Origin of the sequence: Sphingobacterium sp. JUb20 (assembly GCF_004342035.1) — a bacterium.
Classification (GTDB): Bacteria; Bacteroidota; Bacteroidia; order Sphingobacteriales; family Sphingobacteriaceae; genus Sphingobacterium; species Sphingobacterium anhuiense.
Map to the genome: position 1 here is coordinate 1 of NZ_SLYV01000024.1, position 13,363 is coordinate 13,363.

Below are 13,363 nucleotides of genomic sequence, written 5' to 3' on the forward strand. Positions count from 1 at the left end.
AGCTCTTACAATCTGTGTTTCTGTAAAACGTGTCTTTTTCATCTTATTACTTAAATCTAAACATTTATGTCCAGTTTTAAGCTGTTTGATTTTTTTGGACACTTACATTTTCACATAATTTAAACGTGAATTGAGATTTTATAAAACTAAAGTCTGTATCTTACCCCTAAAGTTAAAAAGTTTGGATCAAAAGATTCTGCCTCAAAATAGAATTTAGATTTATAACCTATATAAGGTTGAATTTTTCCTATTTTAAATTGAAATCCTACCTGAGCATTAAAAGACAGTTCATTTCCTTTACCTTTAGTCATGTATTCATACGCAGTCCCTCCTCCAACATATATAAGTGGATTTTCTTTTAATAAAAATAAATTATAGAGGTAGTCTGCTCCTACAAAACCTATATTTGCATCACTAAAACCAAACTGTAATTGAACAGCGTGTCTTTTATTAAAATCATGTTTTCCCTGTAATCCATAGTAAAGATTATAAGAAGGTGATTCAAGCTGAAAGTCCGAAGTCAATCCTATTGAATTTTTCCTCTCCTGTCCAAGACATAAATAGGTGGAAAACAGAATTAAGCTTAATGTTAAAAAAGATATTTTCATAATAATTATAAAAACCTAGTTAGTTATCGATGTACCAATTGTATATGGAAGTGTCCAATTTACACCATTTTCGCTGTAAGTAGTCCAATTATTATTAGAAAAATTCAAATTTGAAAAAATATAATTTCGATCATAAACTTTTGTTGTGATATGGTCATCACGTTTTTCGATTATAATATCACCCTTTATATTATAAGTTTTTCCTTGCACAGTGACAGGAATGTCATAAGGAATTTTTCGTTCGTCAACTCCCCAACCTTCCCAGTCTTTTTCCATTATCACTAAAGTACTTTTATGAACTTCTGGTCTCCAGTTTGAAACCGCATTTTTATAAACATCTACCCATCGTTTTTTACTAATCGTTTTTCTAGGTCTATCTACAAAAATCATATTTATTGAAGTTGATGCTCCAATTTCGTTTGCATTTCCTCCAACATTAGAATTAACTGACGTTTCTGTAAAAAGTAGATAAAACTCTGACCCACCTTTTAACCATGGATCCCATTGTTTTGTGGCCATAAATCTACCCAATTTAACATTATATATCTGCGTGGCGGTATTACTTACTAAATTTACATTAGATTTTAAATTCTGGTTTGAAACCGATACTTTATCCTCTAAATGATTAATTTCAGAGAAGTATACATTACCCTTTGTCCTTTCTCCTGACGCAAGTGCTGGAATTTCACTGTAACTTAAATCTGACTTTTTACTAAGCACCCATACTGGATGTTTCTTTGCATAGTCTTCATCCACTATAATGGTATCAAATTTTACAGGATTATCTTTTAAAGGTATTAGCGCAGCGATCTTATCATTGTTCTCATTAGTTTCATCTATAAACACAATTGCTGGCTTTTCTTTTCCATCCCAATCTTCTACATATGGCCAATAAATTTGGTAATCTGCCTCATTTAACAAAATCTTCAATTTATCAATTCCAGAAGTACCTGCAAGTCCTTTAGAATTGGCTTGTTTAGATGAGACAGGGCTATTTTGTAAATTTTCATTAATTAATGAGATAAAAAGATCGCTCTTTATATTTTTATTGATCTTCTTAACATCATTTACGATATCTTTTAAATAAAATGTCTCATCTAAACCAAGAGACAAGGATAGTTTGGTATTAGTATAAACCTCTTGAACAATTTTACTATCAAATACGGAGTTAGCAATTATCCTCCCCATCTCTGAATAAGTATTATTTTTAATTAAAAATGCTTTCAAATCTGACTTAAGAGCATGAGCTGTTTGCGTTGGTTCCATTTTTTCAGAGTCACCTTTTCTACATGAGCCAAATCCTAAAAGACTAGACGTAGCTAGCATAAAATAAATTTTCCTTTTCATTAATCCTTTTGTTATATATTATGTTTATTAAAGTAAAATACTTAATATGGTTTGATGACAAAAAATATGATAAGCACCCATTCATCTTTAAATTAATTGGATTCTTACCCATATTTTCAAATAATTATAATCAACATGATCACAGCTAAGTAATGATCAAAAACAAAAAATACTTAAGTGCAATCACTATTACCAAAAATATATTCAAAAAATTAAAAACTATTTTCTTTTATCAATAAAAATACTCTTTAATTACACTTCACAATTACTCACCACTGTCAAAGTTATTAATTTAAAGTAAAACAACTAATTAATCAAAAGTAACAAACGCGATACATGAATATTTTATTAAAAATTAATCAGAGTAAAATATATAAAAATCTAATAATAAGGATTATATAAATAAAAATTTAAAAATTGATCTTCTATAATATTATATAAGATATACGAATAAATAGAATTATAACATTTAAAACAATATTTTTTAAGAAATTCCCTTATGAAAGAATTTCAATATTAGCAATATAAATACTAATATTGAAATTACAAAACTTAAATACACTTTGTAGTATAATTTTATTTTCCCAAAAAGTATAAAATTAAAATTTTAAAATCAATTATTTATCGAATTCAAAAACATTTGATTAACTAAGTATCATATACGGAAAATAAAAAAAATAACATCTGTTTAGTAATATTTCATTTTGAATGGAAATAAGGAAATCATCGAATGATTACAAAAATAGCGAACCACTTGGGATCGCTATTTTCTCTTAGACTATAAGGCCAAGTCAGAAAAAAAATAGCACTTTATCTATATTTTACTTCTTTATATAAACAAGACGTAAATACTTTGGTCCTGAACCGTCTTTTAAAAGCAATGATGAACCATCTAATCTTTCGATTTCAAAAGTTCTTATGCTTCCATTTATAGTAAGATTAAGTTGATCATTTTCGATATTCCAGATGACATTAGTTTTCGTACTATAGGCCTGATGTATAGCGTTACCATCGGCTCCAAAACGAAAACTATCTTTGGCATATTCAAATCCCAGCGCTACTTCTCTTCCGTTATCAACCCCAGTTGCACGATCCATGCACCAGTCACCCAGAATAAGCGTGCTGTAGTTGCTAAAATTACCTTTCGGGCTCGTTTTTATTTCAGGTATCTCTTCTACTAATGTCGCTTCGGTTTTGCTATCGGGCACATTGCCTTTCGAATCCACAAGTTCGTAGCTAAATGAAAAACTGGGATCCGGGCATTCTTCGTCTTTCACTACTTCGACATTGATCTCGGCAGACATGGAGTCTTGAGGTAACAGGGATACAAACCGATTGCCCCAATATTGGCTCTGATGTTTAGTTTGTAGAGGAATATTGAGGGTATAAATTTTATTGATTACCTCTCCTCCTGAAGGCCCGTTTTCGCCGTAGATTTTATTACAGGTGTGACCTTCAAAGTTTAAAATAGCTTTCACATGGGCTGCTTTATCACTATTGGCATTTATCACGATCCCTTTTACTTTATAAATGTCGAATGTGGTTTTACAATATTCATCGTAACGGGTACCTATTTTTTTAGGTCCATCATAACTGATGGTAAGTCCATTTTCAGTAAAGGGCAATATTTGTCCAAAGCAAAATGAAGCCATTAGTACAAATGCGACTAATAACAAATTGTGTAGATTTTTCATTTTAATGGCGTTAATAATTCAACAAATTTAGTATTGCTTTCTTGCAGTGTCTACCCCATGCTACTGAGCATTCTGGGTAGAATATGGTATGGAATCGGTCATTCCATAGCGAAGTATTTATATGCTCTAATTTACGAATAATTTAGAGTAAAAATCCAAAAATAACGTTATTATTAAACTGAAGATTGCACCCTGAGATAACATGATATTAACTCATATAAAAACATGGTTTATGTTCTTAAATAACTTAAACAAACTATGCGAACTTTAAAAAACACGGAAAATTACAGGAAAATTTTCTCCATTTGAAAGTTAGGGTATAATACTTCCTAGAGCTTAAGTCGATGGGCGAAATTGGTCAACTAAATGCAATTCAAATTGCTTATTTTAGCAATATTAAAGATCAAAAACTGATCATATGTTATTCCATAAAATGTAAATGAGCAATAGTCATATTTATATATTAAGTGGTTTAGGTGTTGACCGAAAGGTATTTTCAAAAATAAATTTTGAAGGTCTTCAGGTAATCCATATCGACTGGATCGCCCCGCTAAAAAAAGAGACTATGGCAGCATATGCTGAGCGACTGTCATTGCAGATCAATGATGAAGAACCGATACTAGTTGGTCTCTCTTTTGGGGGAATGATGGCCATGGAAATAGCTAAAATTATTAAGGTGCAGAAGATTATCCTGCTTGCCTCTGCTAAAGGTGAATATGAACTGCCTTTTCTTTACAAAATAATAGGTGCTCTAAAACTCAATTATATTCTACCGAATGCTTTTCTAAAGCAGCACAATAGGTTGGTCGATTATTTCTTTGGTATCAGCTCAATAGAAGATAAACGGATGCTCAAACAGATATTGCAAGATACTGATGTCAAATTTTTAAAATGGGCGATCAATCAAATCTTACACTGGAAAAATAACGTGGTCCCTTCCTCTGTCATCCATATTCATGGTAACAAAGATCGTATCATCCCCATTCGTAACATTAAACCAACTTATGTGATTGAAAATGCAGGTCATTTTATGACCATGACTCATGCTCAAGAAATTGAGTTGTTGCTTAAAAAAGTATTATAATTTAATGGAATTATAGTCCGAGACTCATATTCTTTATTTATACAAATTTTAAACCAGCACAATAACAACCTAGTATTACGCATACTATAGCCATAAATATGCGACAATTTAAAATATCTTTCTATCTGGTCATTGGACTTTCTATATTGATTATGATACTCCCCACTTTCTTATTAAAATTTACGGAGTTTTCTCTGGCCATAAAATGAACCGTTAATTTTTTTGTATTACCGATATTAATCGTGATGATCCCAAGTTGTTCCTTCATTTATTTGAAATTTATTAAGCAACACGAGACCAAAAATTATACAACACAAATACAGACAACCCTAAGGTCAATTTTTAGAATATTTTTTATGACACTAGGTATGACATTTATTTTTAGTGGCACAGTTGTTTCCTTTATAATTCTTAGCAACGCTTATTTTGAGGGCAGTAAGAGCATAGATATAAGTGGAAAGATTATCGATTACTCATTAGCTATAAGGAATGATAAGCATTATATTGAAATTAAAGACAATCATTTTGAAAGAATAATTAAACTGCAGGTTCAACAACCATATGAAATCGGTCAAACATTTGAAAAAACAATGTATATCGGAAAAATGGGGACTGTTATTTCTAAAGAAATAGCAAAGCAATGGGTAATCACTAATGTAAAGATAGATCACTTCGTAATTACAGTTTAAATTTAAGACCTGTCAGCTACTTATATACGAACGCTATGATATTGAAAGCACGTTTTATTTAAGCGTTGTATGACAAGGAAAAAGATCGCACCTCGCTATAGAGGAACGATCTTATGGAAATCAATTAATGTGTTTTTTATGCTTGCTTCTAATCCTGATTATGGTACACAGTTCGCCCACCGACCCAAGTTTCGAGAACCGGTATATTCCGTAGTTTCTTATACGGATCGGTTATAGCAAGTGGATCTTGCGCTAAGATTACAAAATCGGCAAATTTATCCACTTCTAAAGAACCTATCCACTTGTCTGCGTAGCATTGCCATGCTGCATCGTAGGTAATGGCAACTAACGCTTGCTCGGCACCGATACATTCATTACTGTTCAGCACTTCATGCTTTGGATCTTTTTCCATTTTCCGTGTAACGGATTGCTCCATCATCCGTAAAGGTCCCAGAGGGCTTACTTGGTTGTCACTATGCAAGGTGAGCCGCATGCCACGGTCTAAAGCAGACTTACAGCGGTCTAACAGCAGTGTTTTCTGATCTCCAAAAATAACCTGCTTAAAGGCATAACCCCAATAACCTACATGACCGATGAGAAAACTTGGCGATACTTCCAATTGCTTCATGACATCCAACTGATCATCGGTAATCAAAGAACAATGCTCAATACGATGTCGTTTACCTTTGATTTTATCTTCAGGAATTGCTTGAAACGTTTGAATAGCATAATCAACAGCTTGGTTACCGTTAGCATGTACCATCAGAGGCCATTCATTCGTGTCGATAACTGTTTTATTAATTTTTGATAGGCATCGGGAGCATTGACTGGAGGCTGCTTATCAGATAGAAATGTGCCATTATCCACATAGTCATCATCTGGATAATTATAAATACCATAATCGTCTTTACCGGTAACACAAATATACTTATCGGACTGATAGCCCGTCAATCCTTGATTAGAACCATCAGAAACGACTTTAACATGTCCATAATAGATATCTTTATACTCTTGAGGTTGTTGATAAGGTTGGAGATCGCCAATATTGCTATCGTCGCAGATCATGGCGGCCCCTACCCGTACTTTACGACGATGTGTCGACATATAAGCTTCCAATAATAGCTTAAGATGACTGTTCATACCAGCATCATACAGCATAGTAATTCCTCTTTCATTTGCTTTTTTGAAAAGTGCACCAAAATGACTAAAAGATTGTTTGAGCATTTCTGCTAATTGATTTTTGGGGATCGTTTTTAGCGCTGGCCCCATTCCCTCGGCTTCTTGGAGCTGTCCTTGCGTTTGTGAAATATAGCCTTTTACATCTCCATATATGGGTTGAAGTTTTGTCTCATTTTTTGCATAGACGGCGTTCATCGCCAAGGTATTTAAATAAAGGGTATGCATGGATGCACTCAGGACCATTAATGGATATTGGTTATTAACCTGGTCCAGCCACTGATTTGTAATCGTAACCAATGCTTTTCCAGTTTCATCAAATGCCATCAATGCAGGATCAAGACCAAAACCCAAATACCAATCTCCATTTTCTGTAAGCTTATTAATAGGGTTGTTAACCTTTGCCTTAATATATTCCTGTCCATATTCATTAATGAGATTTTGCTCATTAAAAGGACTTAAGTCTATCCAGTTTGCCATCAGTGCGGTAGGAACAATATGTACGTGGGGCTCTATTAAACCAGGCAACAAAGTTTGTCCCTCCTGAAGAATCTTTTGATTGAAGCCAGGATAGTGTTGCGTCATAAAATCATTGACCTCTTGGAATGTACCTGTGACCTTTACTTGTCCAGATGCAATTCCTATGGCATCAACTGTCGCGACAGAACCATTAATCATAGGTCGGATAATACCGCCGCTGATCATCAGCACCTGTTGGATTTCCTCCTTCTTTTCTACTTTAGGAAGAGCTTCGTAATTTTTCTGATGGAAAATATCCTCTTTTAGGATTTTTAAAACTGGATTGTTGCAGGCGCAATGCGTGCATGAATACGGGTGGGAATGATGTTGTTCCATGAATTTAAGCGTTTTGGTTATATACTACATATTTCACTAAAACACTCGTTGGGTTATTTTGTTTTTAAAAAATATAACAACAAGACAAAATCACAAGCTTAAAACGAAATAGAACCAATCATTTATTAATATAACCCAGCGCTTCCATTTGATTATTTTGATCTAAAAAACGAAGATTTTTATTAACAGAATTCTTATTGAGGATGGCATACGACCTATAATGCGAAAAGTGCATTTAATGAAAAAATTAGGCCCTCTACTTGTTTATTTCATCCAGCTTAATTCCTGGTTTTGCATAAGATAAACGACCTACAAACTCCGGAATAAAATAACGGTCCAATCCGGCAACAGCCATTGATCCTGCCTTAACATGATCGACAGTGCCATCCTCTTCGATAATCAAATCATCCAGTAAAATCTGGACGATTTCGCCAATGACAATCGTTGTTCCATTGAGCGGTACATCCATGATTTCCTTTAGGTCCAAGCCTATCCTGACAGTTGATTCTCTGACAAAAGGAGCTTTAAATCCATCGGTATACAACTCCTTGAAGTGGCACTTTTCAAATTCAGATATCCCTGAAGCATAACTGGCGCTGGTCTGGTGGGCCTGTTTATACCAATCTGGCAATACATTGTTCAAAGTATATTGGCCGGTAGCCTGGATATTTTTAAGGGTATCGTTATGCTCGCGTTGAGGTCTCATAACGAGTCCTATCAAGGGCGGGTTGGCTCCTAAGTGAAATGCTGAACTGATAATACTTAAATTAGGTGATCCATCTATGTTACAGCTACCCAAAAGATTGACTGGTTTAAAACCGATCAGACTATTGATCAGGCTGATCCGATAGAATTTTTCCATTTCATCGATCTGATTTCTTTTTATTGTGATCATCTTATTTTTTATTTAAACAATTGTTTTTGAATAGAACAGGAACATGTTATTATACTTGGTTTAATGCAAAACTACAGCTCAAAGGAGCAATTCTATAATCTTAATAGCATACAAAGTATAATAATATACTATTGCACTTAGATCTATTAAAATTATTAACAATATTAGATTAAAAAAATACTTTTTCTCTTCTATTCCCGGATGAATAGTTTATAACCTACATTTCTTACGTTAAGGATTCTGACATTTGGATCATTCTTGATATGTTTTCGTAATCTAGATACAAATACATCCATACTCCTACCTGCACATTGATTACCGTTCCAGAACTCAAAAAGGATTTCTTTACGGCCTATAACTGTATTCCGACGTTCGTACAGTCTTTTTAACAATTCACTCTCCCGAAATGACAGCTCGATGCATTCATCACCAGATCGCAAGGTATGCTGGCTTGGATTTAATTCATATTTGCCGATCAGGATTCGGTCGGTCGGATTGTATTTATTTCTCAGTCTGTTCAAGGAATTGATACGAGCCACAAGTTCGTCAATATTAAAGGGTTTTCTCAGATAATCGTTTCCTCCCATATCAAATCCTTTTAACACATCCTCCTCGGAGGTGCGGGCAGTAAGAAATATCAGCGGGATAGCGCTATCCACTTCGCGGATTTTAGAAGCCAATGTAAACCCATCCATTCTGGGCATCATGATATCGGTAACTACAATATCGGGTTTATTGAGAAAAAATGATTCCCACCCCTGTTGGCCATCCGTGCAGAACCTAACGTTAAATCCTTTGGAGACCAATACATCACGCACAATTTTGGCCATTTTTTCTTCGTCTTCTACGAATAATATATCAATCATTTTTTCATTTTTTTAGGTATAGATATGATAAAGGTACTCCCCTCATGTAACACACTTTTTAACTTTATAGTTCCACCATGCTGATGAACAATCTGCTGTACATAAGCCAGACCTAAACCAAAGCCTTTAACCGTATAGAGATCTCCTTCTGGTACTCGAAAAAAGGGTTCAAAGACTTGATCGTGATATGCAGATTCAATTCCGATACCATTATCTTGAATGGATAGTGTTACAAAATCTTCTTTCTTGATCTGTAGCACAATATGAACCTCGTCAGCACCATATTTTATCGCATTTTCTATTAAATTAGCGATTACATTTCTCATATGCTGACTGTCTCCTAGCATATATTCACTATCCGTTGATGGTGAGAAAACAAATTTAACATCATGCTGATTATTGCTCAAACGGGCACTTGATATGCACTTCTGTATCAATGCTATCAGATCATATTCTGTACAGTCTAACTGCCTATCCATTAATAGATCATCTTCGGCAATCTGTAATACTTTGTCGATCATGGAAGAAAGACGGTCGAGCTCTTCGCTGGCAATATGATGATAGGAGACCTGATCGCTTAAGGTTCCGACAGTACCATCAAGTGCTTGCAGTGCTACAGATACTGTTGTTACGGGGGTTCGTAGTTCGTGAGTCAGATTATTGACAAAGGCTTTTCTAAGTATTTCCAGTTTATTCTGTTTTAACAAGGTGTGAAAGAGATAAACAAAAGAGCCGATGATGATCCAAACCATGACCAGTGATATAATCAACTGCCAGCTCAAACTATAGAAAAAGAACTGCCAGGGATTTAGAAAATCAACGGTAACGAATTTTCTTGCGTAGGGATCTGTATCATCTATAGAAAGACTTGAAACAGTTCCAGTAGTAACTGCTTCCCCATCATTTACACTTCTCCTAGTCACTACAGAATGTTGCCCGCTTAGTAAGGTACTATCTTCTGCTGCGGGGACAACCTTCAGATCATACTTGATATCAATACCTTTTACAAGAAGATCGTTGTGAAACCGTTTCTCAATTTTGTTTAACGATTCTTGGTCCGATAAATCTCCTAAAAAACTAAACAGCGGCACTGCTATCCTACGATGCACACTTTCATTCCACAACATATCAGCGATTTCATTATCTACTGTTCCGGCAATTTGTACCGGATGCATGGTGGCGGCAACAGCAGGCATACTCCTAGTGGTGCTCACTACTCTTAATTCATTATGATACAAACTATCTAAAAAAATCTGGAGATCAGCTTCCTGTACTTGTGGAAATTTTTTGACAATCGTTTGTACTAAATGTACTGGTAGCAGCGAAGCACGACTATCAGGTAGGTCTAGATTGTCATCATGATCAAGCTCCTGCTTTTCTGCTATCGTTTCGTGTATCGCCATATATAAGGACTGTTCTGCAGTTGTTAGAAATAAGCCCATGCGCTGCTTATAACTCGCGTATAACCAGGTGCCCAAAATGAGCAGTATCCCCATGCCGCCCAACAGCACCAGAACAAGTATTAGTTTTAATTTCTTTTTCATTTACGGAACAAAAATAACAATCAAAATCACAGCTAATTAACGGGTTAACCTACTTTAACAAAATGTAACATTCGTTTACAACGCATATGATCAATTTTGAAGAAATAAGTAAAATGATATGAAAAACTTGATCTCAAAAAATCTTATACATCTACTCTTCTGTTGCTGTAGTGTATTTATTCTCGGTTGCAAGAGTGTCGATGGACTTACCATAGATATTAATGATGAAAAGTTGATGATCAATAATGCTGATACGCTTACCATCACTGCTTCATCTTTTTTATTAGATCCATTACCAACTGCGGCGAATAAGAAATTGCTCGTTGGCGGCACTGTTGATGAGCATTTTGGTCAAGTAGCAGTATCTTCCTATTTCAGATTATCACCTTCGGACCTTTCGCTAGAAAAATTACCTGACGAGGTGACATATGATTCACTTTCTATCGAATTATACTATAACAAATATAGTTATGGCGACACTAGCCGGGCGTTAAGACTAGATATTCACCGGGTGATTCAAGATATTGAACCAAAAGAACTCCCTATTGCTTTGGAAGATGATGAATATCCCGTATTTGTTTCCGAAGCTACCTTATATTCGGATCGGACTTTTGATTATGACCCTATACCACTCGGTGGTATCACGATCATACCGCGACCGAATACGAAAACAGATACCCTAAGATTTAGACTCGATGATATTTTAGGAAAACAACTACTCGGTCTGGCCGTAAATAAGGATAGCAAACTCGTTAATAACGATGATTTTGTCGAATATTTTAAAGGTCTTCTGTTACGTTCGAATGGAGCTTCACATGCAGCCATTGGACTTCAAGATTCTTTAAAACTACGCATTCATTATTCCTATGATAACGAGATTGACGGTAAAAAAGCCTCTGGTGCGTTGATGCTCGGTATTGGCCCTAGTAAATACCAGTATAATCAAATAACTGCGAACCGAAATAATACTAATCTCGCTGATCTAACCTTCGACAATCAAGAGATCGCTAGCTCCAAGACCGAAAATAAGACGTTCATACAGGGTAGTACGGGTATAGTGACAAGATTGCGCTTTCCTACCCTCCGGTCTTTTTTAAGTATTGATCATAAGGCATTGAGTAAGGCTACGATGATTATTGAAACAGAGCAGTCAGGTATTGGGAACCAGCCGCCGCCCACTTCTTTAATATTGATGGTTGCTAATAAATATGGAACTCCCACGTCAATCGTACAGGGTGCCAACGGCAATGCAACCGCTGTCTACCAACCAAACACACAGAGTGGCGGTGTTATAAATGGCAGATATGAATTCGATATCACAGATTACGTATCAAAACTAATAAAGCAAAGTGGTTTTGACGAAAAGCAGAGTCTTCTGCTCACCCTTCCTACAAAAGACTTGCTGTCTTCTGTCAATCGGCTGATCATTGCAAATCAACAAAACAAACCCGCAATAAAATTAAATATATTATATGTTAACTATTAAATACATGAAGATGAATTGGATAATGAAAGTAGTACTAATGACCGTCATGTGCAGTGTCAGTATATCTTGCCGCGACAAAAAAAATGATGATCCTGACGAGTGGACACGTGGTGCTGATTTTGAAAGTTTACCCCGTAGCGGAGCCGCCTCTTTTACCATTAATGATTTAACCTATATTACTACTGGTTATGGCACAAATTCTACCCGCTTTGTTGATACCTGGTGTTTCAATCCTAAGTTACAAAGTTGGGATAAAGTAGCAGACTTTCCTGGTGAAGCAAGAAACAATGCAGTAGCATTTGTTATCAATGGAAAAGGTTATGTCGGTCTAGGTACAAATTCAAAGGTGATGTACACCGATTTTTATGAGTATGACCCCAAAACGGATAAATGGAGCAAAATTACAGATTTTATAGGAGCAGCTCGTTATGGTGCCGTTGCTTTTACGCTAAATGGAACAGCATATGTCGGTACAGGGCGGGATTTTGATGGTCAGGATTATAATGATTTCTTCTCTTATCAGTCGACCCCGACTGGAGGCAACTGGAAGAAAATAGCGAGCACACCAAATAAACGGTCATTTCCATTTGTATTTATCCTGAATAATTTAGCTTATTTAGGTGGTGGTGCAAGTAACAATCAAAATGTAAGTTCATTTTATAGCTTTGATGGAACGACTTGGAAAGAAAAACAGCCACTTGCTGGAAGAGATGACAAATATAATTACAATCTGACAAGATTAAGTGCTTCTGCTTTTGTACTCAATAACAATGCATATATAACTGGCGGTTTGACAACAAGCAGTGGTGCTCCTGCAAACAAAACGTGGAGGTATGTTGCAACAGGAGATTATTGGCAAGAACATCAGAATTTCCCCGGTTCTGCCCGGCATCAAGCGGTTAGTTTTGTACATGGTAATGTCGCATACATTACTACAGGCCGTTCCGGAACGACTCCATTTTATGATATGTGGAATTTCACACCAAACCCCTGGTAATTGAAGGAGTGATAATCTCGTGCCAAAAAAGGCAATTTTGGGATGCCAATTGTGGGCGAGATTAATTCCAAAAATTGTCAATGAAATTTTTCATTGACACCACATAAATTAACAGCATCAAA

General features: G+C 35.4%; 13 protein-coding genes. 4 read left to right on the top strand and 9 right to left on the bottom strand.

Features of this window, described 5'->3' with window-relative positions; translation table 11 throughout:
- Positions 1–146: 146 nt before the first annotated feature.
- The 3 genes from EDF66_RS25005 to EDF66_RS25015 form a co-directional block, all read right to left on the bottom strand.
- Positions 147–608 (bottom strand): hypothetical protein, encoded by a 462-nt coding sequence (locus tag EDF66_RS25005; protein WP_132845951.1) that lies wholly within the window; start codon positions 606–608, stop codon positions 147–149.
- A 15-nt stretch (positions 609–623) separates the two neighbouring features.
- Positions 624–1,955: a hypothetical protein gene (locus EDF66_RS25010; RefSeq protein ID WP_132845953.1), complete on the bottom strand. Its 1,332-nt coding sequence runs from the start codon at positions 1,953–1,955 to the stop codon at positions 624–626.
- An 821-nt stretch (positions 1,956–2,776) separates the two neighbouring features.
- On the bottom strand, positions 2,777–3,649 hold the full coding sequence (locus tag EDF66_RS25015) for a hypothetical protein (protein WP_132845955.1): 873 nt from the start codon (positions 3,647–3,649) through the stop codon (positions 2,777–2,779).
- A 439-nt stretch (positions 3,650–4,088) separates the two neighbouring features.
- On the opposite strand from EDF66_RS25015, the gene EDF66_RS25020 reads away from it, so the two are divergent.
- Entirely contained in the window at positions 4,089–4,733 is a 645-nt protein-coding gene (locus EDF66_RS25020; protein ID WP_132845957.1) for an alpha/beta hydrolase, read from the top strand.
- A 121-nt stretch (positions 4,734–4,854) separates the two neighbouring features.
- Here the strand turns inward: EDF66_RS25020 and EDF66_RS26205 are convergent, their stop codons facing one another.
- Positions 4,855–5,001 carry a hypothetical protein gene (locus EDF66_RS26205; protein WP_165902522.1) on the bottom strand — a complete coding sequence of 49 codons (147 nt, stop codon included), beginning with the start codon at positions 4,999–5,001 and terminating at the stop codon, positions 4,855–4,857.
- Positions 5,002–5,089: 88 nt separating this feature from the next.
- On the opposite strand from EDF66_RS26205, the gene EDF66_RS25025 reads away from it, so the two are divergent.
- Positions 5,090–5,422, top strand: a complete 333-nt coding sequence (locus EDF66_RS25025) for a hypothetical protein (RefSeq protein ID WP_132845959.1) — start codon at positions 5,090–5,092, stop codon at positions 5,420–5,422.
- 148 nt (positions 5,423–5,570) lie between these two features.
- On the opposite strand, the gene EDF66_RS26490 is transcribed toward EDF66_RS25025, so the two are convergent.
- From EDF66_RS26490 to EDF66_RS25050, 5 genes are all read right to left on the bottom strand, one after another.
- Entirely contained in the window at positions 5,571–6,185 is a 615-nt protein-coding gene (locus tag EDF66_RS26490; RefSeq protein WP_132845960.1) for an amidohydrolase family protein, read from the bottom strand.
- Positions 6,185–7,453 (bottom strand): amidohydrolase family protein, encoded by a 1,269-nt coding sequence (locus tag EDF66_RS26495; RefSeq protein WP_132845962.1) that lies wholly within the window; start codon positions 7,451–7,453, stop codon positions 6,185–6,187. The genes EDF66_RS26490 and EDF66_RS26495 overlap by 1 nt, the downstream gene beginning before the upstream one ends.
- A gap of 256 nt (positions 7,454–7,709) precedes the next feature.
- Positions 7,710–8,348: a flavin reductase family protein gene (locus tag EDF66_RS25040; protein ID WP_132845964.1), complete on the bottom strand. Its 639-nt coding sequence runs from the start codon at positions 8,346–8,348 to the stop codon at positions 7,710–7,712.
- 191 nt (positions 8,349–8,539) lie between these two features.
- Positions 8,540–9,214, bottom strand: coding sequence for a response regulator transcription factor (locus tag EDF66_RS25045; protein WP_132845965.1), 675 nt, complete (start codon positions 9,212–9,214; stop codon positions 8,540–8,542).
- On the bottom strand, positions 9,211–10,758 hold the full coding sequence (locus EDF66_RS25050; protein ID WP_132845967.1) for a sensor histidine kinase: 1,548 nt from the start codon (positions 10,756–10,758) through the stop codon (positions 9,211–9,213). The genes EDF66_RS25045 and EDF66_RS25050 overlap by 4 nt, the downstream gene beginning before the upstream one ends.
- 118 nt (positions 10,759–10,876) lie before the next feature.
- On the opposite strand from EDF66_RS25050, the gene EDF66_RS25055 reads away from it, so the two are divergent.
- Positions 10,877–12,244, top strand: a complete 1,368-nt coding sequence (locus EDF66_RS25055; RefSeq protein WP_132845969.1) for a DUF4270 family protein — start codon at positions 10,877–10,879, stop codon at positions 12,242–12,244.
- A 10-nt stretch (positions 12,245–12,254) separates the two neighbouring features.
- Complete coding sequence (locus EDF66_RS25060) at positions 12,255–13,241, top strand: Kelch repeat-containing protein (RefSeq protein WP_165902523.1); 987 nt, start codon at positions 12,255–12,257, stop codon at positions 13,239–13,241.
- Positions 13,242–13,363 lie beyond the last annotated feature (122 nt).